We start from the raw sequence: 25,662 nt of genomic DNA, 5'->3' as shown, positions 1-25,662 counted from the left end.
TGCCCGCCTCCGAACGCCTGCCCTGTGCCAGAGGGAAGGCGCCCCCGGGAGCGAGCCGGCGATCATGGCCCCGGTGCACAGAACCGGGTCGAGCCCGTCGGCATCCACACAGGTGACGAGTTGTTGTTCCGCACTCACATGGATGAGGGAGGACGGAGTGGAACAGGCCACACTCGTACGACGTGCCGCAGAGGACCAGAACGCTCCCCGGACCCGGGAGCACCCGGAGAACGTGGTGCCCCTCCAGGCCCGCTCGAGCGAGACCGCGCTGAGCAGCACCTACACCCCGGTCGAACTGAACCGCGAGGAACTGGAGCTGCTGGCCGAGATCGCCACGGGGGTGACCACCGAGGTCGCCGCCCGGCACCTGGAGCTGAGCGCCCGAACGCTGCGCCGCCGCATCCGCAACATCTGCGACGTGCTCGGCGTGAACACGCCCATCGAAGCGGTCGTGTGGGCCGCACGGCGTCAGTTGATCTGACGGGCACCCGGCCCCGGCCGGGTCCGATCACGGGCATATCCGGAACCACCCTTAGGCTGGTCCGGCTATGCCCGTTCGTCATGTTCAGGTGCGCCGCGCGCGCACGGCCGATGTGGTCCACGTCCGCAGGCTCGTCGACACCTACACCGTCGACCGCCGTGTGCTCTCCAAGAGCACCGTCAACCTCTACGAGGACATCCAGGAGTTCTGGGTCGCCGAGGCCGAGGACGAACCCGAGGTGCCGGGTGGTGAGGGCGAGCGCCGCGTCGTCGGCTGCGGCGCCCTCCACGTCCTGTGGGAGGACCTCGCCGAGGTCCGCACCGTCGCCGTCGACCCCTCCCTGCGCGGTTTCGGCGTGGGCCACCGCCTCGTCTCCGCTCTTCTGGACACCGCACGCGAACTCGGTGTCCGCCGTGTGTTCTGCCTGACATTCGAGACCGGATTCTTCGCCAAACACGGGTTCTCCCCGATCCGGGGTACCCCTGTGCCGGCCCGGGTCTACGAGGAACTCCTGCGTTCCTATGACGAGGGCGTGGCCGAATTCCTCGACCTCGAGCGAGTCAAACCCAACACCCTCGGGAACACCCGGATGCTGGTACACCTCGACGAGCCGTACGGAACCGTCGGTGCCTAAAGGTTTTCCGGCACTGGGTGGGGCACGTGTTCCCGATACCGTCCGGGCCCCGGTCGAACTCCGCTCATCCTCCGGTGGGACGATCAATCACCACCGGGTGGTATCGGAGTGGAAGAGGGCGGGTAATGTGGACCTGCGTTCGCCGGTGGGCCGACAGGCACCCGAGTTCACCGCCGAGGGCCGAACCGTGTATTCACGGCACGCCGATCACGGGGCCGCCCCCGCCCGCCAAACGGACGGGCGCCACACGACCGGACATTGGCGGTGATCGGGTTCGCCCGGGGTGGAGTCCGGTACGTCCGCCGACAAACCGGGGGACGCCCGGATCACGCGCATCGGGCCACGGTTTACCCGGTCCGTCGGGCGCCATCCCCCCAGGAGTGTCCCGACCCTCGGTCGGGTATTTGCTGCGATAAGTGACAACCGGGAAGGGTGGGCCGCTTCGATGGGTGATTTTTTGTCATCACTGCTTCCGCCTGGTCTCATCGATGTATTGTCGGCGCTGCTCCCGCCGGCGGTCGTCGGTGGTACCTTCTGCTTCTTCATCATCAAGATCCTGCGGAACGAGATGGCTCCGCGGAGGACCGACGGAAGCCTGGTCGGCAAGGGATCCGATGAGACCGCGGGCAGCGGCGACAGCGCCTCCGGTGCGGAAGAGACCTCCGCGGCGAACGGGGCAGCGAATGCTGATGACGGGGAACGCGCGGAATCCGACGGGCGTTGATACGGTAACCGGTCGACTCCGCCCGGTCGCCCCGGAGTACAGGTGACCTGTGCCGGAGGGCTCCGCAGCGCGGCGATCAGGTGCTCAACCGAAACCCGGGGCCGGATCCCGGTGATTTCTGGCACGCCGGGAATTGTCTTCTGCGTTCTCCCGAGATAGCTTTATATTCAGGTGTGGAGACACCGCGCTTCTGAAAGGTTTGATTCCATGGCACAGAAGGTCCAGGTTTTCCTGGTCGACGACCTCGACGGCGGCGAGGCCGAGGAGACGGTGACGTTCGGGCTCGACGGCTCGATGTACGAAATCGACCTCAGTGCGGGTAATGCCGCCAAGCTTCGCGAAGCTCTCGGTCCCTTCGTCGAGGCCGCCCGCAAGGCTCCGAGCAAGCCCGGCCGCGGCCCGAAGAAGGGCACCCGCAATACGCCCAGCCGTGAGCGCAGCGCCGAGATTCGCGCGTGGGCCAAGGCCGCCGGGAAGCCCGTGAATGAGCGTGGCCGTATCCCCGCCGCCATCGTCGCCGAATACGAGGCGGTCAAGGGATAGCTTTGCCCACGGCCCCGGTTCGCCGAAATGTTGTCACTTCTTGATGGAATGGCTCCGGCGGGCACAGGGGCGACGCGGGGCGCGGACATCCCGGGACCGTGAACGATCGGTCCCGTGGCACGGGGGTGCAGGGGATATCTCGTGGGCCGCGGGCGGCGGGGGTGACACGGCCCCCGACCGGAGTTCCGCGGCGGAGCACGGCGCGAGTGAGGCGCCGCGGCACGCGAGTGCCGAGACATGACGGGACCGGCGGGCCTCCCGCGGGCACCGGGCCCTCCCCGGGGCTTGCGGATGCCGGTACCACCGGATTCCGGTCAGGCTCCTATCGTCTTCGAGCAGCTCGGCCTGTTCGCTCTCAGCATATGAATTCGGCGTGCACACGTGCGGCCCGGGGACTCCGTGAAGGTTGGGAGTCCCCGGGCCGTTCGCCTTCGGCGTACACCGAAATCTGGCGGCGCAATTCGTAGTTGGATGTTGGGTGAACGCCCTATCGTCGGGGAAAGTCTCTGGCACGGGCGGCTGCGGCCGGCCTTGCGGAGGCGTCCGTCTGGTCGGCGGGCCTGCCGTCCGGCCACGGACGGGTGCGGCAGAGCTCCCCGGGGCGGTTATCCCTGTGGGGCCGATATGCGGAAGAGTTGGGTCGGCAAACACCGTCCCTGCCTGACCGCTCTGTAGAGGAGCGACGAGACATGTTCGAGAGGTTTACCGACCGCGCGCGGCGAGTGGTGGTTCTGGCCCAAGAAGAGGCCAGGATGCTCAACCACAACTACATCGGTACGGAGCACATCCTGCTCGGCCTCATCCACGAGGGTGAGGGCGTCGCCGCCAAGGCCCTGGAGAGCCTCGGCATCAGCCTCGAAGCGGTTCGGCAGCAGGTCGAGGAGATCATCGGCCAGGGCCAGCAGGCGCCGTCGGGTCACATCCCCTTCACACCGCGCGCCAAGAAGGTCCTGGAGCTGTCGCTGCGCGAGGCGCTCCAGCTGGGCCACAACTACATCGGGACCGAGCACATACTGCTGGGTCTGATCCGTGAGGGCGAGGGCGTGGCCGCCCAGGTGCTGGTCAAGCTCGGCGCGGACCTCAACCGCGTCCGCCAGCAGGTCATCCAGCTCCTGCACGGGTACCAGGGCAAGGAGGCCCAGGCCACCGGCGCATCCTCCGAGTCCACCCCTTCCACCTCCCTCGTTCTCGACCAGTTCGGTCGCAACCTGACCCAGGCCGCCCGGGAGAGCAAGCTCGACCCGGTCATCGGTCGGGACCAGGAGATCGAGCGGGTCATGCAGGTCCTGTCGCGGCGGACCAAGAACAACCCGGTGCTCATCGGTGAGCCCGGTGTCGGTAAGACCGCCGTCGTCGAGGGCCTCGCACAGAAGATCACCAAGGGTGAGATCCCCGAGACGCTCAAGGACAAGCAGCTGTACACGCTTGACCTGGGCGCTCTCGTCGCGGGCAGCCGCTACCGCGGTGACTTCGAGGAACGCCTCAAGAAGGTCCTCAAGGAGATCCGCACGCGCGGCGACATCATCCTCTTCATCGACGAGCTGCACACGCTGGTCGGCGCCGGGGCGGCGGAAGGTGCCATAGACGCCGCCTCCATCCTGAAGCCCATGCTGGCCCGGGGTGAGCTGCAGACCATCGGTGCGACCACGCTCGACGAGTACCGCAAGTACCTGGAGAAGGACGCGGCCCTGGAGCGGCGCTTCCAGCCGATCCAGGTGGACGAGCCCTCCACCAAGCACGCCGTCGAGATCCTCAAGGGTCTGCGCGACCGGTACGAGGCCCACCACCGGGTCTCCATCACCGACCAGGCCCTGGTGGCCGCGGCGCAGATGGCGGACCGCTACATCAGCGACCGCTACCTGCCGGACAAGGCCATCGACCTCATCGACGAGGCCGGTTCGCGGATGCGCATCCGCCGGATGACCGCTCCGCCGGACCTGCGCGAGTTCGACGACAAGATCGCGGACGTGCGCCGCGACAAGGAGTCGGCGATCGACGCGCAGGACTTCGAGAAGGCCGCCTCGCTGCGTGACGACGAGAAGCAGCTGCTGAACAAGAAGGCTCAGCGGGAGAAGGAGTGGAAGGCCGGCGACATGGACGTCGTCGCCGAGGTCGACGAGGAGCTCATCGCCGAGGTCCTGGCCGCTTCCACCGGCATCCCGGTCTTCAAGCTCACCGAGGAGGAGAGCTCCCGGCTGCTGCGCATGGAGGACGAGCTGCACAAGCGGGTCATCGGCCAGGAGGACGCCATCAAGGCGCTCTCCCAGGCGATCCGCCGTACCCGCGCCGGTCTGAAGGACCCCAAGCGCCCGGGTGGTTCGTTCATCTTCGCCGGCCCGTCCGGTGTCGGTAAGACCGAGCTGTCCAAGACCCTCGCCGAGTTCCTGTTCGGGGACGAGGAATCGCTGATCCAGCTCGACATGTCCGAGTTCATGGAGAAGCACACGGTCTCGCGGCTGTTCGGTTCCCCGCCCGGCTACGTCGGCTACGAGGAGGGCGGCCAGCTCACCGAGAAGGTGCGCCGCAAGCCGTTCTCCGTGGTCCTCTTCGACGAGATCGAGAAGGCCCACAGCGACATCTTCAACTCTCTGCTCCAGGTGCTGGAGGAGGGTCGTCTCACCGACGCCCAGGGTCGCAACGTCGACTTCAAGAACACGGTCATCATCATGACGACCAACCTGGGTACGCGGGACATCTCCAAGGGTGTGGCCATGGGCTTCGCCAAGGAGGACGACGCCGGTACCAACTACGAGCGGATGAAGTCCAAGGTCAACGAGGAGCTCAAGAACAACTTCCGTCCGGAGTTCCTCAACCGTGTGGACGACGTCATCGTCTTCCACCAGCTGACCGAGAAGGAGATCTTCGAGATCGTCGACCTGATGGTCACGGGCCTCGATTCCCGCCTCAAGGAGAAGGACATGGGGATCGAGCTCAAGCCGAAGGCGAAGAAGATCCTCGCCGAGCGCGGGTTCGACCCCGTCCTGGGCGCGCGGCCGCTGCGCCGCACGATCCAGCGGGAGATCGAGGACCAGCTCTCCGAGAAGATCCTCTTCGGCGACATCAAGGCCGGCCAGATCGTCGTGATCGACGCCGAGGGCGAGGGCACCGACTCCAAGTTCACCTTCAAGGGTGTTCCGAAGCCGTCCAACGTGCCGGACACCCCGGAGGTCGAGGAATCGGCCGCCGGCACCGGCGAGTAGGGCTCGCACCGGTTCGACCGGTATCGACGCGGGGGCGTCCCTGGACGGGGGCGCCCCCGCGGCGTGTGTGCGGGGTGCACTGCCCTGGTGGAGGGGGCGGGCGCGGGCTAAGGTGCGAGCGTGACTGACGATCCCACCCCCCACGCCTCCGGTCCTCCGGAGCGAAGACACAGCACCCCCCGAAGCACCCCGCCCCGGCCGGCCTCCGGCAGCGGGTGGGGTTTTGCCGTCGGCCTCCTCGTCACCGGCCTGGTGGTCGGCGGGGGAGCGGCCGGATGCAACGTCCTGCTCGGCTCGTCGGGCGAGGGGCCCGGCAGCGGCACCGACATCGCGGACGTGAGCCGTTCGGCCGAGCCCGCGGACCCCGACGAGATCGGGACCGTGCAGAACTTCGGTGTCCCCACCGCCTCGCACGTGGAGGTCGGCACCGCAGTGGAGTACGGCGTGCACCCGCCCGTGGGCGGCGACCACTACGTCATCTGGCAGGACTGCGGCGTCTACGACGAGCCCATCCGCACGGAGCTGGGTGTGCACTCCCAGGAGCACGGCGCCGTCTGGATCACCTACGACGAGGACGCCCTGGAACCCGGCGAGATCGAGACGCTGGCCGACCTGTACCGGCCCGGCGACTTCGTCCTGGTCAGCCCGATGGAGAACCTGCCCGCGCCCGTGGTCGCCTCGGCCTGGGGCGCACAGGTGGTCGTGGAGGACCCCGAGGCCCCGGAGCTGGAGGAGTTCCTGCGCGAGTTCGACCGCGCCGTCACCACGCCCGAGCACGGCGGCCCCTGCAGCGGGGCGTACTCCGGAACCGAGGCCGAGTTCGAGGAGGACGGGGATCTGATCGAGGACCTGGTGGAGGAGCACGGCTGAACCGCGGCCGGACCCCGGGCGGGGATCTTCCCGACCGGCCCACAGGGACCCAGGGGTGCCACTAGGCTGCGGAGAGTGACTGACGCGCCCGAACCCCAGCAGCCCGCATCCGCCCCCTCGGCCCCTGCCGCCGGGCCGCCCACCCAGGATCCGGCGTCCCCGTACGCGGTGGGGGCCTTCTTCGCCCTGGCCCTGGTGTTGGCCGGGGGAGTGGTCGCCTACACGATGTTCGGCGCCGGGGACCGGGCCCGTGGTTCGGCGGTCGAGGGTGTCCAGGAGTGGGAGGGGCTGTCCAAGGCCCACGTGCCGATGGACACCCGGGCGGACTACGAGATGTACCCGCCGGCCGGCGGTGAGCACTACGACGCGTGGCAGAACTGCGGCGTGTACGACGAACCGCTGCGCACCGAGTTCGCGGTGCACTCCCAGGAGCACGGCGCCGTGTGGATCACCCACGACCCGCACCTGGACCGCGACCAGGTCCAGCAGCTGCACGACCTCTACACCCCGGGCGAGTACATCATCGTCAGTCCCATGGAAGGCCTGCCCGCACCGGTGGTGGCCTCCGGCTGGGAGACGCAGATCCGGCTCGACGACGCCGACGACCCCCGGCTGGGCCCGTTCCTGCGCCAGTACGTGCAGTCCCGCGACGTGCCCGAACCCGGTGCCCCGTGCAGCGGGATGTTCGACGGGACCGAGGAGGACTTCGACGCCGAGCAGACCCCTGCCGACCTCGGCGTCGAGCGCGAGGAGGACGAGGGCGCGCAGGGGGCCATGCCCTGAGGCCGCGCCGTGCCCTGGGGCCGCCCGGGCTCAGCCGGGCAGGGCGTAGCGCCCGTCGTCCAGCGGGTCCACGAGGCCGTCCGAGACCAGGCCGTCCAGGGCGCGCTCGCGCTGGATGCTCTCGTCCCACACGGCGTCCAGAGCGTCCTTGGGCACCGGGTGCTCGGCCTCGCGCAGCACCGCCAGCAACCGCCCCCGCACCTGGCGGTCGGTGCCGGCGTAGGTCTGGCCCCGGCGCGGCGGGCCGTCGTGGGCCGGCTTGCCCGCCAGGCGCCACGCGCACTGGTTGGCGATGGGGCAGTCCGCGCACTTGGGCGAACGTGCCGTGCACACCAGGGCGCCGAGCTCCATGACCGCCACGGCCCAGCGCGCCGCCACCGACGGCAGTTCGGGCACCAGGGACTCGGCCAGGGCGACCTCGCCCTTGGTCTGGGTTTTCGGCGGATACTCGATCCCGGTTTCGGCACGGGCGAGGACCCGTCGCACGTTGGTGTCCAGAACCGCGTGGCGCTGTCCGAAAGCGAAGCTCGCCACGGCCGCCGCGGTGTAGGAACCCACGCCCGGCAGCGAGAGCAGGGTCGCGTGGTCGCTGGGGACCTCCCCGCCGTGCTCCTCGGTGATGGCCACCGCGCAGGCGTGCAGGCGCAGCGCGCGCCGCGGGTAACCGAGCCGGTTCCACATGCGCACGGCCTCACCCGAGGGCTCTTTCGCCAGGTCGGCCGGGGTGGGCCACCGTTCCATCCACGCCTGCCAGGCCGGGAGGACACGTACCACCGGTGTCTGCTGGAGCATGATCTCGCTGACCAGGACCGACCAGGGAGAAGCGTCAATGGAACGCCAGGGCAGATCTCGGGCGTTGGTCTCGTACCACGCCAGAACCGCTGTGCTGTAAGGGTTGTCGCTCATCTTTTATGGGAATTCGGCGGGTTGAGTAGGTGAGTGACGCGCAAAAACGCAATACTACGGCCCATGGCGTCAAGTACCGGACACCCAGGAGCTGTCAGTCGCGAGACCTACTGGAAGCGGCGCGCCCTCGTGTTGGCGGCCTTCCTCGTGGTGGTCGCCATCGTGGCCTATGCCTGCTCACCCTCGGCGGGCGAGGAGGGGCAGCAGAACCAGGCCGGCGCCGGGGGTGATGACACCGAGGCCTCACCCAGTGTCCCACCGGAGGAGCCCGAGGAGGACGGGAACGGCGAAGAGGACGACGCCGAACCCACCGAGGAGCCCTCCCCGAGCGAGGACCCCTCGGAGGGCGGGGACGACGAGGGCGCCGAGGGCGGTGATGACGAGGGCTCGGACGGGGACGAGGGCTCCGACGACGAGGCCGAGATCGCTGCCCCTGAACGCGCCGAGGACCCCTGCCGCCCCCAGGACGTGGTGATCACCTTCGACTTCGAGGACAAGAAGGGCGAGGAGCAGCAGTACCCGTCCGGTGTCGACCCCTCGTTCATCGTCGAGGTCGTCAACACCGGCGAGCAGACCTGCACCGTCGACGTGGGCCCCGAGGAGCTGGAGATGGTCGTGACCTCCGGCGACGACTCGGTCTACTCCACGGCGCACTGCCGTGAGGGCGACACGTCCGACGAACGCCAGCTCGACCAGGGGCGCACGCACCGGTACACCATCGACTGGGACCGTGAGCGCTCCTTCTCCGACTGCCGGGACGAGACCTCCGCCGCCGGCAGCGGCTGGTACCACGCCGAACTCCGCGGGACCTACAGCGAAGGCGCCGACGACCTGCGCTTCCGCGTCGGCTGATCCCCTCCGACCCCGACCCGGTCCGATGTTCGGGCCGGGTCTTTCTTGTGCCGAATTCACGTACACCGAGTGCTGCACTGGTTACCATGTGTGCTGTCTACTGATCCCACAGCCACTGGAGCCATCGTGCAGCGCACCATCCTCGGTCCCGCTCTCGCCTGTGCCGCAGCCGCCGCCCTCGCGGTCGGCCTCACCAACCCGGCCTCGGCCGCGCGTACCGACGCCGACTACGTCCTGTCGGTGGAGTTCGAGAACTCCGGTGAGTACCGCCAGGTCAGCCTCGACTGCCTCCCTGCGGAGGGCACCCACCCCAGGGCCCAGGAGGCCTGCGACCTGATCGAGGAGCACGGTTCCATCGAGGCCGTCCCGGCGGAGGACGGCCAGTGCACGATGGAGTACAACCCCGTCCGGGCGTCCTCCATGGGGTGGGAGGAGTACGAGGAGACCTTCAGCAACCCCTGCCTGCTCGGGCTGGCCAAGGGCGCGGTCTTCGACTTCTAGGGGGGCGGGCGCGCCCAGCGGTCACTTCTTGACCAGGCGCGGCTTGGGGTACTTGGCCACGTGGTCGAGGGCCTCGCTGAGCTCCTCGACCTCGTGCACCTGGATGCCGGGGATCGACTCGCCGAAGCCCTTGGGCACGACCGCAAGGGTGAAGCCCAGGCGCTGGGCCTCGGCGACCCGGCGGCGCACGCCGGTCACCGCTCGCACGTCCCCGGCCAGTCCGACCTCGCCGATGGCGATGAACCCCGGGGGCAGGACCTTGCCGTTGAAGGAACTGCCCGCCGCGATCGCCGTCGCGAGGTCGACGGCCGGTTCGGCCAGCCGCATGCCGCCCACCGTCGAGGTGAACACGTCCATGTTGGCCAGCTTCATGCCGGTGCGCTTCTCCAGGACGGCGAGGATCATGTTCACCCGCGCGGTGTCCAGTCCCGAGGTGGCCCTGCGCGGGGCCGGCAGCGGGGTGGGTGCGACCAGGGCCTGGATCTCGGTGATGAGGGGCCGCTGGCCTTCCAGGGTCACGGTCACGCACGTGCCCGAGACCGGGTCGGTGCGCTCGGTCAGGAACAGCCCGCTCGGGTCCGGCAGGCCCTCGATGCCGCCTTCGGTGAGCTCGAAGCAGCCGATCTCGTCGGTGGGCCCGTACCGGTTCTTGACCGCGCGCAGCAGCCGTAGCTGTGAGTGGCGCTCGCCCTCGAACTGCAGGACGACGTCGACCAGGTGCTCCAGCAGGCGCGGGCCGGCGATGGAGCCGTCCTTGGTGACGTGGCCGACGAGCACGGTCGCGATGCCGCGCTCCTTCGCGATCTGGATGAGGGCGCCGGTGACCTGGCGGACCTGGGTCACGCCGCCCGGAACCCCGCTGACCTCGGGGGAGACCATCGTCTGCACCGAGTCGACCACGAGCAGGCGCGGCTGGACCGCGTCGACGTGGCTGATCAGGGAGGCGATGGAGGTCTCCGCGGCGAGGAAGAGCTGGTCGGAGAGCGCGTCCAGGCGTTCGGCGCGCAGGCGCACCTGCCCGGCCGACTCCTCGCCGGTGACGTAGAGGACGGGGCCCTGGCGCGCACGCATGGCGGCGACCTCGAGCAGGAGCGTGGACTTGCCGACGCCGGGTTCGCCCGCCAGCAGCACGACCCCGCCGGGTACGGCGCCGCCGCCCAGCACACGGTCGAGCTCGTCGACGCCGGTGGGCACGGCCTCGGCGGTCTCCACACCGATCTCGGTGATGGGCCGGGCGCGGGAGCTCACGGGGGCGGGGGCGACGGATCCGGGTGCGGGCGCCCCGGCCTCCTCGACGGTTCCCCAGGCCTGGCACTCGCCGCAGCGGCCGACCCATTTGAGCGTGGACCATCCGCACTCGGTGCACCGGAACGTCGACTTCGCTGCTTTGGCCATGGCCGACACGGTATCGGCCCCCGGGGACACTCCGGTCGCCGTCCACAGGAAGACGGTCGGGGTCCCCGGGACACATGAAAGTTACCTACGAGTCAGGGGACCGGAAATGTCAATCATGTTAGAGACATCACAAGGGTCCTTCGGGGTCGCGTGAGATCCACGTGTCCCCGCTCCATCAACCCCCGCTCACAGGAGAGGAGACCCGGTGTTCCGTACTGACGACACGCCGGTCCACACCCCCGTCCCCACCCCGGGGCGCCTGCGCAGATGGGCCGCCCGCGCGGCCCTTCCCGCCGTCGCGCTCCTGGGCCTGTCCCTGGCCGGCTCCCCCGTCGCCGCCGAGACCGCCGAGGCCGCCGAGGAGATCCCCGAGGCCGCGGCGTTCGAGGAGTACGTGGCGATCGGCGACTCCTTCACCGCCGGGCCCCTCGTGGTCCAGCAGAAGGCCCCGCTGCTGGGCTGCATGCAGTCCGACGCCAACTACCCCAAGATGCTCGCCGAGCAGCTCGGCATCACCGAGCTCGTCGACGTGAGCTGTTCCGGTGCGGTCGTCGAGGACCTCTACGAGGCCCAGTTCGACGACCAGCCGCCCCAACTGGACGCCCTCACCGCCGACACCGACCTGGTCACCATCGGCATCGGCGGGAACGACTTCGGGTTCGCCGACGTGATGATCGAGTGCGCCACCCGCAGCATCACGAGCCCGAACGGCAGCCCGTGCGCCGACCACTACGGCGACGAGCTCGACGAGCGCATCGAGGAGCTGCGCGGCGACATCGCCGGTGTCTTCGAGGACGTGGCCGAGCGCAGCCCCGACGCCACCGTGATGTTCGTGGGGTACCTGCAGATCCTGCCCGAGAGTGACGGCTGCTGGCCCACCGTCCCGATCTCCAGCGGGGACGTCCCCTACCTGGACCAGGCACAGATCGACCTCAACGCGATGCTCGAGGAGGAGTCCGCGGCACACGGGGCGACCTTCGTCGACGTCTTCGAGCGGGGGTACGACTCCTGCCAGCCCTCCGACGTGCGCTGGGTGGAGGGCGTGATCCCCGAGAACGCCGCCGCACCGGTCCACCCGAACCGGGCCGGGATGGAGGCCACGACCGCGTTCGTCAGTGACGCCCTCGGTGTCCCCGTGCCCTGATCCGTTCCCGTAACACGACTCGGCCGTGCTCCGAACAGGGCGCGGCCGTTTTTGTGCCCGGGTGGGCGTTTCGGGGCCCCGAGGTCAATCAGGCTTTGCCTACTTCCGGCCACAGAATGGCTACTGTCCGTGACATCAACGTCTCTGTGTGTGACGAATAGGGGGCACGCGGTTCAGAGATCTGCGTCATGAGGGCGCGGGCCGCCGTGTCACTGCTGGAGGCCAGTCATGTGTGAACGCCGCCATCACGAGCAAACCGGGGTCTGTCGACGCCGCTCCCCGGAACGACAGGCCCGTCCCGACCGGAACCCCACGCGCGGGGTACGCGCACTCACCGCGGCGGCAGTGGCCGCGGCGGCCCTCGCCTCCGGGGCGGCCCCCGCAGCCGCCCACACCGCACAGACCCCCTCCTCCCCACCGACACCCTCCGCCGAGCGCGTGCACCAGGCCCTCCCCGCCGACACCGTCGAGCAGGCCATCAGCGCCGCGGAGAGCCAGGCCGGAACCCCGTACGCCTGGGGTGGCACCGGCCCCGACTCCTTCGACTGCTCCGGGCTCGTCCAGTGGGCCTTCGGCGAGGCCGGTGTGGACCTGCCCCGTATCGCCCAGGACCAGGTCGACCAGGGCCAGAAGGTCTCCTACGGCAACGCGCAGAGGGGCGACCTCCTCTACTGGGCCGACGGGGGCACCGCCTACCACGTCGCCATCTACCTCGGCGGCGGGCGCATGATCGACGCGCCCAGCTCCGGGGGAGACGTCGGCGAGCGGGACGTCCACCACACCAACCTCGTCGGGGCTGCCCGCCTCGGCTGAGCCCGGAGACCGCCCCGATGATCCCCGCAGACCGGCGCCCCGGCACGAGCATCACCGCACCGATGCCCGGGCCGGGGCGCTGCCCGTGTCCCCACCGCCACGCCGAGCTCCGGAAGCGCGGACCCGCCGGGAGCGCATAGTCTGGGTCGGGTGAGCCCTATCCAGGTCCCAGACGCGCCCGTCGTCCTGTCGTCGGCGTCGGTCTACCCGGAGAAGACCCCGGCCGCCTTCGAGATCGCGGCGATGCTGGGGTTCGACGGCGTGGAGGTCCTCGTCTCCTCCGACCCGGCGAGCCAGGACATCGACCTGCTGCGGCGTCTGTCGGACTACCACCACATGCCCGTGACCGCCGTGCACTCGCCCTGCCTCGTCCTCACCCAGCGGGTGTGGGGCAAGGACCCCTGGGGCAAGCTCGTGCGGTCCAAGGAGATGGCCGAGGCCCTCGGGGCGAGCACCATCGTCGTGCACCCCGCCTTCCGGTGGCAGCGCGAGTACGCCCGCGACTTCGAACGCGGCATCGCACGCATGCAGGACGAGACCGACGTGGTCTTCTCGGTCGAGAACATGTACCCGGTCCGTGTGCGCGAGCGCGAGGTCGTGCCCTACGCACCCAGCTGGAACCCGCTCGACCGCGACTACCCCGACGTCACGCTCGACCTCTCGCACACCGCGATGTCCGGCTCCGACGCGATGGACATGGCCCGGCAGCTGGGCGACCGCCTCTCCCACGTCCACGTCGCCGACGGCTTCGGCGGACAGAACATCGACGAGCACCTGATCCCCGGCCGCGGGCGCCAACCCGTCGCCGAGCTGCTCGAACACCTGGCCAACGGCGGGTACGGCGGCCAGCTGGTGCTCGAGGTCAGCACGCGCAAGGCCCCCGACCGCCAGGCGCGCATGCGCGAGCTCGCCGAGGCGCTGGCCTTCACCCGGCTGCACTTCTCACCCTCGCCGCAGGCCGCGGCGCCCCCGTCCGACCGCCGCGAGCGCATCACCCTGCTGCGCCGCAAGCGCAGCGGGCCGCCGCGCCATTTCTCCGTCGACCCCACCGGGACCGTCGACGAGGACGGCACCGACGGCCGCGGGTGACCGGGCTCGCCCCACCGTTGTCCACAGATCGGGACGCGGCGTTCACGCCGGTGCGCGGTGCCCTCTAGCGTGGAGGGAGAGCAGGAAGGACTCTTCATGATCGCGATCATCGGTGCGGGCAAGATGGGCGAAGCGCTCCTCGCCGGCATGCTGGCCAAGGACCACGCGCCCCACGACGTCCTCGTGACCGAGCCCCGCGAGGAGCACGCCGCGGAGCTGCGTTCCCGCTACGGGGTCGATACCGTCCCGGCCGAGGAGGCCGCCAAGCGGGCGGACACCCTGCTGCTGGCGCTCAAGCCCCACGACATGCCGGCACTGCTGCAGCAGATCGGGCACCACCTCTCCGCGGACACGCTCGTGGTCTCCGTCGCCGCCGGGCTGACCACCGAGGCGCTGGAGAGCCACCTTCCGGTCTCCGTCCCGGTCGTGCGCGCCATGCCGAACACCCCCGCTCTGGTCGGTGAGGGCATGACCGCGGTCGCCGGCGGCAGCCACACCGGCCCGGAGCACCTGGACCGCGCCGAGGAGCTGCTGGGCACGGTCGGGGAGGTACTGCGCATCGAGGAACGCCACATGGACACCGTGACGGCGATCTCCGGCAGCGGACCGGCCTACTTCTACTTCATCGCCGAGACCATGATCGAGGCGGGCGTGGCCATGGGCATGCCGCGCGCGACCGCCCAGCGCCTGGTGGGCCGCACCATCAGCGGGGCGGCCGCGATGCTCGACGAGACCGGCGAGCACCCCGTCGTGCTGCGGGAGAACGTCACCTCGCCCGGTGGCACCACCGCCGCGGCGCTGCGCGAGCTCGAACGGCACGGGGTGCGCACGGCGTTCACCGACGCGATCGAGGCCGCACGCGACCGGAGCAACGCGCTGTCACAGAGCTGAGCCGGAGGGCAGGAGGGGGCCGCGGGGGCCGCAAACGGCCAGAACCGGGTACTGGACGTCCATTTTGTCGCCCCCGTCGCTATTCTTGAGCGCGGGGCAGGTCAGCCCCCGTGCCCATCCCTCCTTCACCCCCAGGCTCCCCATGACACAAGAGCATCCCCCTTCCGGACCGTTCTGGTCGTCGGGAGGGGACCCGCACAACGCCCACGGGCCCTCGGGTCCGAACACCCCGCCGCCGCACGGTCCCGGTGGCCCGGTTCCTCCGCACTGGAGCCGGCCCCCGGGCGGACCCTCGGGCCCGAACACCCCGCCGCCCGGTGGAACACCCCCGTACGGCGGCCCGGGCGGTCCCACAGGCCCGGGCGGTCCCCCGGGCCCGGGCGCACCCGGTGGTCCCACGGGCCCCGGAGCCCCCATGGGCCCGGGCGGCCCGGCAGGGCCCGGCGGCCCCCAGGGCCCCGGCGGTGCGGGACCGCCGCAGCTCGGCCTGTTCTCCTCGCCCAGCGCGTGCCGCACGGCCCTGCTCAACGCGTCCGGCCTGGGCGCCGGTTACGCCTACCTCAAGCAGTGGCCGTTCTTCGTCGCCGCGCTCATCATCACCGTCGGTCTGCTCATCACCGCCGGGATCATGGGCGCCGCCGACAGCCTGCTCATCTGGGTGCCGATCTTCCTGGCCTGGCTCACCGCCTCGGCCGTGCACGGGCTCGTCGTGGGCCGCGACCGCGACCGGCGCGCCCTGATTCGGGGCGAACCCCTCCAGCGCACCCGCGGCCCCCTGATGCTCGCCGTCGGCCTGGTCCTGGCCGTGACCGCGTCCCTGACCGGTGTGTGGCAGACCGGCGAATGGCAGCTGCGCAGCGCCGACGACCTCCACCGCGAGGGCCGGTGCACCGACGCCGTCGAGTCCTACGAACGGATCGAGAACGGTTTCCAGATCTCCTTCTCGTCCTCGCTCATGGACCGTGCCCGCGAGGGGGCGGAGGCCTGCGCCCAGCTCCAGCGCGCCGAGGAGGGCATCGAGGCAGGGGCGTTCGAGGAGGGCCTGGACGACTACGCCTCCTACTTCGAGATGCCCCGCTCGGTCTGGGAGGACACCGACGGAGAGATCGCCGACATCCACCTCGACTACGCGGAGAACCTCGCGGAGAACGAGGACTACGAGGGCGCGCAGGAGATCTACGCGATCATCCCGCAGGACTACGAGGGCACCGACGCCGCCGATGCGGCCCCCGGCGCCCTGATGGAGCTCTACCGCGACGGCACCTCCTCGTACGGGACCGCCGACGAGTGCATGGCCTTCGAGGAGATCGACCTCTTCGCCGGGCTCGACTGGGACGCGGCTCCGAGCGTGGAGACCGCGATCGACTCCGAACGCCCCGACGCCGCCCTGGGCTGCGGCTGGTACAGCCTCGAGGCCGGCGACCCCGACACCGCCGACGACATGCACACGGTGCTGGCCGAGGAGTACCCCGACCACCGCACCGACGACGTCGAGGACCTCGAACAGCACGTCGGGGCGGGCTACGTCGAACAGGAGATGGACGAGCTCATCGCGGTCGGGGAGGAGACCCTCGAACTGGAGGTCACCGACGAGGGCGGCGGCGACAACGCGACGCTGGCCTTCGGCAACGACTCCCCGCACGAGATGAAGCTCCTCTACGTCGGCGCCGACGGCGTGCACGGCGAGGTCACCGCCGACGCGTGCGAGGACTGCGAGGTCTACGACGAGCCGCCGGAGGGCGACTGCACCAGCGGCATCGACACCCTGGAGGCCGAGCTGAAGCCGGGGGAGTACCGCATCGTGGTCGGGTTCCCCGGCGAGGGCGGCGTGCTCCACGGCGAGGCGATGGAGTTCGAGGCCGGCGAGTCCTACGAGGACTGCTTCTTCCTGGTCAGCGGCTGACCGGGGCGCGTGTGGCCGAGGTCTCCGGAGGGAGGGCCCGGCCCGCGCGAAGCCCCACGGCACGGGCGGCTCCGCACGGCGGGGCCGCCCGTGTGCGTGCCCGGCCACCACCCCGGGGTTCGGCGAGACCTCCCCGCTTGCGTACTGTGTGCTTCGGAGCACGCACACCTGAAACGGGGGTCACCACATGGGAGGGCGCACGTCCTGCTCGCTTCGGGTGGCATGGGACGAAGGACTGACGACCTACGACTTCGGGCCCCAGCACCCGATGGCGCCGATCCGGGTCGAGCTGACCATGGCGCTCACCCGTGAGCTCGGCGTCCTCGACGCACCCGGCGTGGAGCTCCTGGACGTCGAGCCCGCCTCCGACGAGCTCCTCTCCCTCGTGCACTCGCGCTCCTACATCGAGGCGGTCAAGGAGGCCGGGCGCACCCTGGAGCCCAACGACGAGCACATGCTCGGCACCGCCGACAACCCCGTCTTCCCCGACATGCACGACGCCGCCGCGCTCATCTCCGGGGCGTCCGTGGCCGCGGCCGAGGCCGTCTGGACGGGGCAGAGCGCACACGCCGCCAACGTCGCCGGGGGGCTCCACCACGCGATGCGCGGCCACGCCTGGGGTTTCTGCGTCTACAACGACCCCGCCCTGGCCATCGCCTGGCTCCTGGAACAGGGCGCCAAGCGCATCGCCTACGTCGACGTCGACGTCCACCACGGCGACGGGGTCCAGAACGCCTTCTACGACGACCCGCGGGTGCTGACGATCAGCCTCCACGAGTCGCCGACCACGCTCTTCCCCGGCACCGGGCTGTCCAGCGAGACCGGGGGCCCCGGCGCCGAGGGCTACGCCGTCAACGTGCCGCTGCCCGCCGGCACCGGCGACAACGGGTGGCACCGCGCGTTCCAGGCGGTGGTCCCGCCGCTGCTGCACGAGTTCCAGCCCGAGATCCTCGTGACCCAGCAGGGCTGCGACACCCACGCCCTCGACCCGCTCGCGAACCTCACGCTGAGCGTGGACGGCCAGCGCCGCGCCTACCAGGAACTGCACCAGCTCGCGCAGAAGACCGCCGGCGGCCGCTGGCTGCTCTTCGGCGGCGGCGGGTACGGCCTCGTGCAGGTCGTGCCCCGCGCCTGGAGCCACCTGCTCGCCGAGGCCGCGGGCGTACCGGTCGACCCCGACGCCGAGACCCCGCAGGGCTGGCGCGACTTCGTCCGCAAGCGCACCGGCGACCTCGCGCCGCTCTACATGACCGACGGCCGCGAGGTGTCGTTCACGCCCTTCGAGGAGGGCTACGACCCCGGCAACCCGATCGACCGGGCCATCCACGCCACCCGCACGGCGGTCTTTCCCAGCCACGGGATCGACCCGACCCTGTGACGAGAACGTGTTCCACGGCGTGAAGGGTGGAGGTGACCGCGACGTCGCCCTCACCCGGAACACGTCGCGAATCCGCCCCGGCCGCGCGTCGGGCGCGTGAAGCGGGTAGGAAGACGTTTGAGTACGGGCGAACGGGAGTCGACGCGGTGGTGTCCGTGCGGTAACCACACGTCTCCCGCGCAGACGACGGAAGGGGACGCAGGTGACGCCGCCGACACGAGCTGAACTCATCACCTACCTGGTGAGGACCGGGATCGCCGGTCACGTGGACACGCCTCGCCAGAACAACCTGAAGCACTACCGGCGGCTCGTCGACAAGGACCCCTACCACCAGTTCGGGCTGACCTTCGGGCACGAGTGGACCTTCGACGAGGTCCTCGCGCTCATGAACAAGCACTGCGGGGTGGTGGGCGACGCGGACTACACGTGGGGCATCGACACCATCGACCCCGACCTGACCGTGGACGCCCTCGAGGCCTTCGCCGACCGCCTGGCCCTGGCGGCCGAGCGGCAGGAGTCGGTCATGTTCGCGACGGGGCACCCCAACAAACTCCGGGAGACCTACCGGGCCTGGAAGGACGCGCTCGCCGAACGCGGGTGTGCGGTGGTGACAGCGGCAGGGGGCTACTCCTACGAGGTGACCACCGAGCGCCCGCCGACGAGGCGCACCATCGAGTGGGACGAGGGGATCGGCATCGTCACCGACGGCCACCTCCCGCGGCACAGCCACCATCCGTTCGCGATGCGGGCCGTCCTCGAGACCCTCACGCGGCGGGGTGAGGCGTGGCCGCAGTTGGTCATCGCCGATCACGGTTTCGCGGGTGCGGCGGGTGAGGCCGGAGTGCCGACACTGGGCTTCGCCGACTCCAACGACCCGGCCCTGTTCCTGGGCGAGCACGAAGGAAAACTACTGGTCACCGTGCCTCTGGACGACGGATATCTGACCGAGGACTACGCGCCCCTGCGGGAGTACGTGTTGGCACGAGCCGGACTTCTCTGAACGAGTTCGGCCATTTATACCCAGCGTTAAACATCGTGGGCCTCTGGTGCGCGGGTGGACGTAAAAACGGTCTTTCGCCGACGGGAACTCCGCTCTACTCTGAAAACGGACGTGTCAAAAGTGAAAGCACGACACGCTGGCGTTGCGTTGGGGCGGGCACGTACCGGGGTCGCCCGTCCGCCGCTGTCGCCGGGTCGAACGGTAGACAAATGTTCACGTCCGGGAATGAGGGCGTCGGAAGATGAACGGGAGCAAGCTGCCTCTCGACGAGGTCAGGTTCTTGACCGTGGCGGAGGTCGCCACGATCATGCGTGTGTCCAAGATGACCGTTTACCGAATGGTGCACTCCAGGGACCTCCCCGCGATTCGTGTGGGTCGTTCCTACCGGGTGCCCGAGCGGGCCGTGCACGACTACCTCCGCGAGGCTTTCGTCGAGGCTGGTTGACCGGCAGGGCGGCCGGGGCAGGACGACGTGTGCGTCCGGGCCTCGGCGGCCGACCCCGCGACGAGTAGGGGCGGTGTGACCCCACGCATCGCCCCTTCCCGCGGTCCCCTCTCCATTCCCGCCGCCGTACGACACGGCCGCGGGTCCCCGTTCCGACGGGCCCCTCCACAGGACCTTGCGCCACTTGCGCCGGGGTGGATCCGGCTTTGCCGGGGCGTCTACTACACTTTGTCGTTGTTGTAGTCAGCCCTGTTCACACCCCGTTCGCGAGGTTCGCTCGATGCGCAGAACCAGAACCGGCGCGCGGCCGCGCCGTGCCGCACCGCCTGCTGTGGCGGCCGTGTCCGCCGCCGCTCTCGTCCTGTCCGGATGCGCCGGCGGGACGGAGGTCCAGACCGGCGGGGAGGACGACCGCTTCATCGCCGGCGACGGCAGCGCGACCGTGTTCGACGCGGGCGAGCGCGACCCGGCCCCCGACGTCGAGGGCACGACCTTCGACGACGAGGACGTCGCACTGAGCGACTACGAGGGCGAGATCCTCGTCATCAACGTCTGGGCGAGCTGGTGCGGGCCCTGCCGGACCGAACAGCCCGTGCTCGACGAGGTCCACGAGGAGTACGCCGACCTGGGCGTCGACTTCCTCGGTGTGAACATCAAGGACAACCGCACCGCGGCCGAGGCCTACACCGCCAACAAGGACGTGGCCTACCCGAGCCTCTTCGACCAGCCCGGCGAGGTCTCCCAGGCCTTCCGCGACACCGTCCCGCCGCGCGCGATCCCCAGCACCCTGGTCATCGACCCCGAGGGCGACGTCGCCGCGCGCATCATCGGCCCGACCACGTACGGCCAGCTCACCGACCTGCTGAACCCGATCGTCACCGAGTTCGACTTCGGCGACCCCGAGGACCGGCCCCGCGTGGCCGAGCAGGAGGCCCAGGAAGAGGCCGACGAGGAGGACGGCGACCCCGCGGAGGACGACGGCTCCGACGAGGGTGACACCGAGGGCTCCGACTGATGGATCCGATCGGCACAACCGTCCTGACCGGGTCCCTCCTCCTCGCAGCGCCTCTCGCCCTGGCCGCCGGCCTCGTCTCCTTCCTGTCCCCGTGCGTGCTCCCGCTCGTGCCCGGTTACCTCTCCTACGTCACCGGCATGAGCGGCACCCAGATCAAGAGCGCCTCCGGCGACGGTGACGGCGGAGGCAGCGGGGGCGGCACCGCGACCGCCGCCGAGGTCGACGCCGTGCTCGAGACCCGCCGGTGGACGATGGTCACCGGCAGTGCCCTGTTCATCGCCGGGTTCACGCTCGTGTTCGTGGCCGTGGGCGGGTTCATCGGCTGGCTCGGCGACCTCTTCATCGAGTACACCGACCCCATCACGCGGATCCTGGGGGCGCTCACCATCGTCCTGGGCCTGGCCTTCATGGGGCTCATGCCCGGGTTCGCGCGCCAGTTCCGCTTCACCTGGCTGCCCAAGGCCGGGCTCGCCGGCGCCCCTCTGCTCGGCATCCTCTTCGGGCTGGGGTGGACCCCCTGCATCGGTCCGACCCTGGCCGCGGTGCAGAGCCTGGCCTTCGTCGAGGGCGGGGCCGGACGCGGCATGCTGCTGTCGCTCTTCTACTGCATCGGCCTGGGCCTGCCCTTCGTCGTGGCGGCGCTGGCCTACCGGCGCGCCCTCGGCGCCTTCGCCTGGCTCAGGCGGCACACGCGTACGGTCACCGTCATCGGTGGCCTCATGCTCGTCCTCGTCGGCCTCATGATGGTCAGCGGTCTGTGGACCGAACTGACGATCGTCATGCAGCAGTGGGCCGCAGACTTCCAGACGGTGATTTGATGACCACGACCACGTCCGAGGCGCCCCCGGAATCCGGCGGGGCGCCCGAGAACAAGCCCAAGGGGCTCGGCCTGACCGGCTGGCTCCGCTGGGCCTGGCGCATCCTGACGTCGATGCGCACCGCACTGATCCTGCTGTTCCTGCTCGCGGTCGGCGCCATCCCCGGCTCGATCCTGCCGCAGAACGTGGTCAGCGTCGACGAGGTGGACCAGTACTTCCGGGAGAACCCCGACCTGGCCCCGGTCCTGGACAGCCTCTACCTCTTCGACGTCTTCTCGTCGCCCTGGTACGCGGCGATCTACCTGCTGCTCTTCGTCTCGCTGACCGGCTGCGTGATCCCGCGGGCCATCACCCACGCCAAGGCGTTGCGGGCGCGCCCGGTGCGCACGCCCAAGAACCTGCAGCGCATGCCGTACGCGGCGACCTTCAGCACCGACGCGGCCCCCGAGACCGCGCTGGAGCAGGCCCGGTCGGTGCTCAAGGGCTACCGCATGGAGCGCTACGGCGACTCGGTCTCCGGCGAGACGGGGTACCTGCGCGAGGCCGGCAACGTGCTCTTCCACGTCGCCCTCATCGCCCTGCTCCTGGCCCTGGCCGCCGGCGCGTTCTTCGGCTACCGAGGCAACATGCTCATGGTCGAGGGCGAGGGCTTCGCGAACACGCTGCCCGCCTACGACGCCATCTACCCCGGGCACTGGACCGACACCGACCAGATGGAGCCGTTCACGCTCCACCTCGACAACTTCGACGCCACCTTCATCGAGGACGGCGACCTGCGCGGCCAGGCCGACTCCTACACCGCCGACATCACCTACCGGGAGTCCCCGGAGGGCGAGGAGCAGACGCACGAGCTCGAGGTCAACGAACCGCTCACCGTCGACGGGGTGCAGGTCTACCTGCTCGGCCACGGTTACGCCCCCGAGTTCGAGGTCCGCAACGCCGAGGGCGACGTCGTCTTCGACCAGGCGGTGCCGTTCCTGTACCGCGACACCATGAGCTTCACCTCCGACGGCGTCATCAAGGTCCCCGACACCGGCGGCGAGGAGCTCGGCTTCACGTCCGTGTTCCTGCCGACCGCGATGGAGGACCAGGAGGGCGAGCTCGTCTCGTCCTTCCCCGGCGCGGAGAACCCGATGGTCACCCTGGAGGCCTTCGAGGGTGACCTGGGCATGCACGAACCCCAGTCCGTCTACCAGCTCCAGACCGAGGGGATGGAGCAGATCGGCGAGTCCCCCGTCATGGAGATGGGCGACACCTGGGAGCTGCCCGACGACGCCGGCTCCATCACCTTCAGCGGCTACAGCGAGTTCGTCAGCCTCCAGACCAACCGTGACGGATCGCGCCCCTTCGCCCTGGGCGCCGCGGTCGCCATGGTCGGTGGTCTCATGGTGACCCTGTTCGTGCGCCCGCGTCGTGTCTGGGTGCGCGCCACCGAACGCGAGGACGGCCGTACCGAGGTCGTGCTGGCCGGGCTCGGCAAGACCGAGGTCGCCGCCAACAACCAGGAGTTCCACGAACTCACCACCAGCCTTGCCGCCCGGCTCCGCAAGGACGAGTCGGACGACAACGTTCCCAACCCGACCGACCCTCCAGAGTCGACGAACACGAGGGAGTGACCGGTGACGTACACACTCGCCGGACCAGCGGACGAGTCGATGGCCTCGGCCAGTGACACGCTCATCATCGCGATGATCGTCGTCTACGCGGCCGCGCTGTTCCTCTTCGCCATCGAGGCCGCCTACGGCCGCCGCACCAAGCTCAAGTCCGGCAAGCTCATGCCCGTGGGCGTGGGGGCCGAGAACACCGGTGAGGGCGGCGACGACGACATCCGCGTCAACGTCCGCACCGACGAGGGCGAGGCGTCCGCCTCACAGAACGTCCTCGGCAAGATCGCCCTGGCCGTCACCGCGCTCGGTTTCCTGCTGAGCCTGGCCCAGATCATCACCCGCGGGCTGGCCGCCGACCGGTGGCCGTGGGGCAACATGTTCGAGTTCGTCGTGGCGATGTGCCTGGTCGCCGTCGGCGCGTTCCTCTACGCCGCATGGCGGTTCCAGGCACGCTTCCTCGGCGCGTTCGTGCTGATCCCCGTGCTGATCCTGCTCGGCATCGGCGTGCGCTGGCTCTACGTCGACCCGGGCCCGCTGATCCCGGCGCTGCAGTCCTACTGGGTGCCGATCCACGTGACCGCCACGATCCTGGCGGGCGGTGCGTTCATGGTGTCCGGTGCCGCCGGTATCACCTACCTCATCGCCCACCGGACCGAGGCCAAGCGGGCCGCCGGCGACGTGGTCACCGGTGTGGCCGGGCGCCTGCCCAGCTCCGAGCTGCTGGACCGCATCTCGCACCGGATGATCCTGTTCGCGTTCCCGCTGTGGACCTTCGGCATCATCGCGGGGTCGATCTGGGCGGACGAGGCCTGGGGCCGATTCTGGGGCTGGGACCCCAAGGAGGTCTGGTCCTTCATCTCCTGGGTGATCTACGCGGCCTACCTCCACGCGCGGGCCACCGGCGGCTGGCGCGGCCGGAAGGCGACGTGGATCAACGTGGTCGGCTTCGTCTCGATCATGTTCAACTTCTTCGCCGTGAACTACATGTTCAGCGGGCTGCACTCCTACGCCTGACGGGACCGGGCCGCCCGAGGGGCGGCCCTCCCGAGGCGGGCCCGAACGCATCGAGGGCCGGACCCGGCGCACTGCCTGGTCCGGCCCTCGGCGCGTCCGGGGCGGGGCCCGGACGTTCTCACTCGAGTGCGGTCGCGGTCACTCGTCCGGGTCGATGCGCCGGTTGAGGTCCCGCAGGAACTCGGGATCGTCGTCCGGTCCCAGGGGCCGCGACGGGTCCGAGGGCCGGGCGAAGTCTGACGGGTCGAGGTCGTCCGCCGAGCGTCCGAGGTCGCTCTGGGCGGGTTCGTCGCCCTGGGCGGGCACGGACCGGTACGGGCGCCCCAGGAACAGCCACAGGATCGCTCCGACGGCCGGGAACAGCACGATCACGACCATCCACAGGATCTTGGGCAGGTTCCGGATCTCTTGCGTAGGTGTCGTCAGGGCGTCGAAGAACGCGTACACCCACAGAACGATCGTTGCGAACGTGATCAGGCCACCGAGCCACAGCATGCCCCAAGCGTATCTTGCCGACGCCTCTCCGACACGGGGGGTGCCGTGGCGGTTGCCGGTCTCACGGCCGGGGGTGAAGTGGGGCTCAGCGCCTTCAGCGTGTGCTCTCGCTCGGTTCTCCGAGCAGCAGCGAGCGCACCTCCGATTCGCGGAAACGGCGGTGCCCGCCGGGGGTGCGGATACTGCTGATCCGCCCGGAGGCGGCCCAGCGAGTCACGGTCTTGGGATCGACCCGGAAGAGTGAAGCCACTTCCCCGGGGGTCAACAGGCGTTCGTTCGCTCGTTCCACCTTCACATTCCCCCAATCGTGCCCGCCTTGGAGTCTGAGGGAGGCGGGCGTTTGATCCCCTAGTGTGCACGAGTCGGTCCGTTTCCTCCCTAGTTTTCGGAGAAATTGCGGTGATGGGGGGAGGAGTACGGGATATGTGACCGGAACGTGATGTTCTCGTCCCGGCTGTCGGGATTGAAAACATCCCATGTCTTTGTGAATCCAGAACCGTTTCCGCCGCGCACACCGCTGCGACCCAGACCACCCCGACCTGGTGCCGTGCGTCGGCGACCTCCCCTTAACCTGGTTGGAGGACATCAGGGCGCCACTGCGGAACCGGGACACGGCCCGCGGAGCCGACCACGAGGCACTTCAGGGGCGTGGCGACCAATCTAGTCCAGGCAATCGTCTGTTGTGAGGCTTTTTGATGCGTAGCTGGCTGACCTACACCGCGGCCCGACTCGGGCTCTTCGCGGGTGCGTTCGGGATCGTCTACCTCTTCGGCGCCCGTTCGTGGATCGCACTGATCCTGGCCTGGGTCATCAGCGGCCTGGCCTCCTACGTGCTGCTGTCCAAGTGGCGCGACCAGATCTCGCAGAACATCGTCGAGCGCAGCGAGCAGCGCCGGGGCAACCGCCTGGGCGACCGCCTCGAGGACGCCGCCTCGCGCGAGGACCACCTGCAGGAGGCCGCGGAGGAGCCCCAGCAGGCCGACGGGTACGCCACCGACGACCGGCCCGCCGCCGAGGGCACCGACCCCGCCGAGGCCGCCCAGGAGCCCGCCGGCGGCGACGAGAGCGCTCGGACGGACTCGGAGGACGAGGCCGGGGAACGGCCCCGCCTCCGGCCCGAGAAGGCGCCCGAGGCCGAGGCGAAGGACGCCTGAGCCCCTT

The 25,662-nt window shown here is 70.0% G+C and carries 26 protein-coding genes; 22 read left to right on the top strand and 4 right to left on the bottom strand.

Translation table 11 applies throughout. The features are described 5' to 3' along the window. The first annotated feature begins 157 nt into the window (after positions 1-157). The 7 genes from IDM40_RS03790 (at position 158) to IDM40_RS03760 (ending at position 7,235) form a co-directional block, all read left to right on the top strand. Entirely contained in the window at positions 158-481 is a 324-nt protein-coding gene (locus tag IDM40_RS03790) for a LuxR C-terminal-related transcriptional regulator (protein WP_193120720.1), read from the top strand. Between the two features lie 67 nt (positions 482-548). After that, positions 549-1,115: an amino-acid N-acetyltransferase gene (locus IDM40_RS03785; protein ID WP_193120492.1), complete on the top strand. Its 567-nt coding sequence runs from the start codon at positions 549-551 to the stop codon at positions 1,113-1,115. A gap of 445 nt (positions 1,116-1,560) precedes the next feature. Beyond that, the gene (locus tag IDM40_RS03780) at positions 1,561-1,839 is read left to right on the top strand and encodes a hypothetical protein (RefSeq protein ID WP_193120491.1); all 279 of its coding nucleotides are present in this window, start codon (positions 1,561-1,563) and stop codon (positions 1,837-1,839) included. A 207-nt stretch (positions 1,840-2,046) separates the two neighbouring features. Next, on the top strand, positions 2,047-2,382 hold the full coding sequence (locus IDM40_RS03775; protein ID WP_193120490.1) for a histone-like nucleoid-structuring protein Lsr2: 336 nt from the start codon (positions 2,047-2,049) through the stop codon (positions 2,380-2,382). Positions 2,383-3,071: 689 nt separating this feature from the next. Next, on the top strand, positions 3,072-5,582 hold the full coding sequence (locus tag IDM40_RS03770; RefSeq protein ID WP_193120489.1) for an ATP-dependent Clp protease ATP-binding subunit: 2,511 nt from the start codon (positions 3,072-3,074) through the stop codon (positions 5,580-5,582). Positions 5,583-5,702: 120 nt separating this feature from the next. Beyond that, a complete protein-coding gene (locus tag IDM40_RS03765; protein WP_328806928.1) occupies positions 5,703-6,452 on the top strand; it encodes a DUF3105 domain-containing protein in 750 nt (249 codons plus the stop codon). 225 nt (positions 6,453-6,677) lie between these two features. Beyond that, positions 6,678-7,235 (top strand): DUF3105 domain-containing protein, encoded by a 558-nt coding sequence (locus IDM40_RS03760; RefSeq protein ID WP_216630338.1) that lies wholly within the window; start codon positions 6,678-6,680, stop codon positions 7,233-7,235. A gap of 30 nt (positions 7,236-7,265) precedes the next feature. On the opposite strand, the gene IDM40_RS03755 is transcribed toward IDM40_RS03760, so the two are convergent. After that, positions 7,266-8,141, bottom strand: a complete 876-nt coding sequence (locus tag IDM40_RS03755; protein ID WP_193120488.1) for an HhH-GPD family protein — start codon at positions 8,139-8,141, stop codon at positions 7,266-7,268. A gap of 129 nt (positions 8,142-8,270) precedes the next feature. Between IDM40_RS03755 and IDM40_RS03750 the strand changes: the two genes are divergently transcribed. Then, a complete protein-coding gene (locus IDM40_RS03750) occupies positions 8,271-8,993 on the top strand; it encodes a hypothetical protein (protein ID WP_193120717.1) in 723 nt (240 codons plus the stop codon). A 126-nt stretch (positions 8,994-9,119) separates the two neighbouring features. Beyond that, positions 9,120-9,494 carry an SSI family serine proteinase inhibitor gene (locus IDM40_RS03745; RefSeq protein ID WP_193120487.1) on the top strand — a complete coding sequence of 125 codons (375 nt, stop codon included), beginning with the start codon at positions 9,120-9,122 and terminating at the stop codon, positions 9,492-9,494. A gap of 21 nt (positions 9,495-9,515) precedes the next feature. Here the strand turns inward: IDM40_RS03745 and radA are convergent, their stop codons facing one another. After that, entirely contained in the window at positions 9,516-10,889 is a 1,374-nt protein-coding gene (radA, locus tag IDM40_RS03740; RefSeq protein ID WP_193120486.1) for a DNA repair protein RadA, read from the bottom strand. Between the two features lie 205 nt (positions 10,890-11,094). Between radA and IDM40_RS03735 the strand changes: the two genes are divergently transcribed. The 12 genes from IDM40_RS03735 (at position 11,095) to ccsB (ending at position 24,006) form a co-directional block, all read left to right on the top strand. Beyond that, positions 11,095-12,033 carry an SGNH/GDSL hydrolase family protein gene (locus IDM40_RS03735; RefSeq protein WP_193120485.1) on the top strand — a complete coding sequence of 313 codons (939 nt, stop codon included), beginning with the start codon at positions 11,095-11,097 and terminating at the stop codon, positions 12,031-12,033. A 228-nt stretch (positions 12,034-12,261) separates the two neighbouring features. Further along, positions 12,262-12,846 carry a C40 family peptidase gene (locus IDM40_RS03730; protein WP_193120484.1) on the top strand — a complete coding sequence of 195 codons (585 nt, stop codon included), beginning with the start codon at positions 12,262-12,264 and terminating at the stop codon, positions 12,844-12,846. 150 nt (positions 12,847-12,996) lie between these two features. Then, complete coding sequence (locus tag IDM40_RS03725) at positions 12,997-13,935, top strand: sugar phosphate isomerase/epimerase family protein (protein WP_193120483.1); 939 nt, start codon at positions 12,997-12,999, stop codon at positions 13,933-13,935. A 69-nt stretch (positions 13,936-14,004) separates the two neighbouring features. Continuing rightward, positions 14,005-14,826, top strand: coding sequence for a pyrroline-5-carboxylate reductase (gene proC, locus IDM40_RS03720; protein ID WP_328806926.1), 822 nt, complete (start codon positions 14,005-14,007; stop codon positions 14,824-14,826). A gap of 415 nt (positions 14,827-15,241) precedes the next feature. Then, positions 15,242-16,729, top strand: coding sequence for a YbbN family protein (locus IDM40_RS03715; protein ID WP_193120716.1), 1,488 nt, complete (start codon positions 15,242-15,244; stop codon positions 16,727-16,729). 217 nt (positions 16,730-16,946) lie between these two features. After that, positions 16,947-18,107: an acetoin utilization protein AcuC gene (locus tag IDM40_RS03710; protein WP_193120481.1), complete on the top strand. Its 1,161-nt coding sequence runs from the start codon at positions 16,947-16,949 to the stop codon at positions 18,105-18,107. A 202-nt stretch (positions 18,108-18,309) separates the two neighbouring features. Beyond that, complete coding sequence (locus IDM40_RS03705; protein WP_193120480.1) at positions 18,310-19,107, top strand: phosphatase; 798 nt, start codon at positions 18,310-18,312, stop codon at positions 19,105-19,107. 241 nt (positions 19,108-19,348) lie between these two features. Continuing rightward, entirely contained in the window at positions 19,349-19,552 is a 204-nt protein-coding gene (locus tag IDM40_RS03700; RefSeq protein ID WP_017575831.1) for a helix-turn-helix domain-containing protein, read from the top strand. A gap of 280 nt (positions 19,553-19,832) precedes the next feature. Then, a complete protein-coding gene (locus IDM40_RS03695) occupies positions 19,833-20,567 on the top strand; it encodes a TlpA family protein disulfide reductase (RefSeq protein ID WP_193120479.1) in 735 nt (244 codons plus the stop codon). Then, positions 20,567-21,385, top strand: a complete 819-nt coding sequence (locus tag IDM40_RS03690; protein ID WP_193120478.1) for a cytochrome c biogenesis CcdA family protein — start codon at positions 20,567-20,569, stop codon at positions 21,383-21,385. The genes IDM40_RS03695 and IDM40_RS03690 overlap by 1 nt, the downstream gene beginning before the upstream one ends. Further along, positions 21,385-23,001 (top strand): cytochrome c biogenesis protein ResB, encoded by a 1,617-nt coding sequence (resB, locus tag IDM40_RS03685; RefSeq protein ID WP_193120477.1) that lies wholly within the window; start codon positions 21,385-21,387, stop codon positions 22,999-23,001. Before IDM40_RS03690 ends, resB begins: the two co-directional genes overlap by 1 nt. A 3-nt stretch (positions 23,002-23,004) precedes the next feature. After that, positions 23,005-24,006 carry a c-type cytochrome biogenesis protein CcsB gene (gene ccsB / locus IDM40_RS03680; RefSeq protein WP_193120476.1) on the top strand — a complete coding sequence of 334 codons (1,002 nt, stop codon included), beginning with the start codon at positions 23,005-23,007 and terminating at the stop codon, positions 24,004-24,006. 138 nt (positions 24,007-24,144) lie between these two features. Here the strand turns inward: ccsB and IDM40_RS03675 are convergent, their stop codons facing one another. Beyond that, complete coding sequence (locus tag IDM40_RS03675; protein ID WP_193120475.1) at positions 24,145-24,501, bottom strand: PLD nuclease N-terminal domain-containing protein; 357 nt, start codon at positions 24,499-24,501, stop codon at positions 24,145-24,147. A gap of 94 nt (positions 24,502-24,595) precedes the next feature. Continuing rightward, positions 24,596-24,796, bottom strand: coding sequence for a BldC family transcriptional regulator (locus tag IDM40_RS03670; RefSeq protein WP_017613778.1), 201 nt, complete (start codon positions 24,794-24,796; stop codon positions 24,596-24,598). Between the two features lie 400 nt (positions 24,797-25,196). Between IDM40_RS03670 and IDM40_RS03665 the strand changes: the two genes are divergently transcribed. Next, a complete protein-coding gene (locus tag IDM40_RS03665) occupies positions 25,197-25,655 on the top strand; it encodes a DUF4229 domain-containing protein (RefSeq protein ID WP_193120474.1) in 459 nt (152 codons plus the stop codon). The last annotated feature ends 7 nt before the right edge of the window (positions 25,656-25,662 follow it).

Source organism: Nocardiopsis coralli, from assembly GCF_014892575.1.
Lineage (GTDB): Bacteria > Actinomycetota > Actinomycetes > Streptosporangiales > Streptosporangiaceae > Nocardiopsis > Nocardiopsis coralli.
This window is presented reverse-complemented; position numbering and strand designations above follow the sequence as displayed.

Excerpts from the sequence above, each read along its gene's own strand:
- IDM40_RS03785 (WP_193120492.1), top strand. The coding sequence starts at position 549 with ATGCCCGTTCGTCATGTTCAGGTGCGCCGCGCGCGCACGGCCGATGTG.
- IDM40_RS03780 (WP_193120491.1), top strand. The coding sequence starts at position 1,561 with ATGGGTGATTTTTTGTCATCACTGCTTCCGCCTGGTCTCATCGATGTA.
- IDM40_RS03775 (WP_193120490.1), top strand. The coding sequence starts at position 2,047 with ATGGCACAGAAGGTCCAGGTTTTCCTGGTCGACGACCTCGACGGCGGC.
- IDM40_RS03770 (WP_193120489.1), top strand. The coding sequence starts at position 3,072 with ATGTTCGAGAGGTTTACCGACCGCGCGCGGCGAGTGGTGGTTCTGGCC.
- IDM40_RS03760 (WP_216630338.1), top strand. The coding sequence starts at position 6,678 with ATGTTCGGCGCCGGGGACCGGGCCCGTGGTTCGGCGGTCGAGGGTGTC.
- IDM40_RS03755 (WP_193120488.1), bottom strand. The coding sequence starts at position 8,141 with ATGAGCGACAACCCTTACAGCACAGCGGTTCTGGCGTGGTACGAGACC.
- radA (WP_193120486.1), bottom strand. The coding sequence starts at position 10,889 with ATGGCCAAAGCAGCGAAGTCGACGTTCCGGTGCACCGAGTGCGGATGG.
- IDM40_RS03730 (WP_193120484.1), top strand. The coding sequence starts at position 12,262 with ATGTGTGAACGCCGCCATCACGAGCAAACCGGGGTCTGTCGACGCCGC.
- IDM40_RS03715 (WP_193120716.1), top strand. The coding sequence starts at position 15,242 with ATGGGCCCGGGCGGCCCGGCAGGGCCCGGCGGCCCCCAGGGCCCCGGC.
- IDM40_RS03700 (WP_017575831.1), top strand. The coding sequence starts at position 19,349 with ATGAACGGGAGCAAGCTGCCTCTCGACGAGGTCAGGTTCTTGACCGTG.
- IDM40_RS03695 (WP_193120479.1), top strand. The coding sequence starts at position 19,833 with ATGCGCAGAACCAGAACCGGCGCGCGGCCGCGCCGTGCCGCACCGCCT.
- IDM40_RS03690 (WP_193120478.1), top strand. The coding sequence starts at position 20,567 with ATGGATCCGATCGGCACAACCGTCCTGACCGGGTCCCTCCTCCTCGCA.
- resB (WP_193120477.1), top strand. The coding sequence starts at position 21,385 with ATGACCACGACCACGTCCGAGGCGCCCCCGGAATCCGGCGGGGCGCCC.
- IDM40_RS03675 (WP_193120475.1), bottom strand. The coding sequence starts at position 24,501 with ATGCTGTGGCTCGGTGGCCTGATCACGTTCGCAACGATCGTTCTGTGG.
- IDM40_RS03665 (WP_193120474.1), top strand. The coding sequence starts at position 25,197 with ATGCGTAGCTGGCTGACCTACACCGCGGCCCGACTCGGGCTCTTCGCG.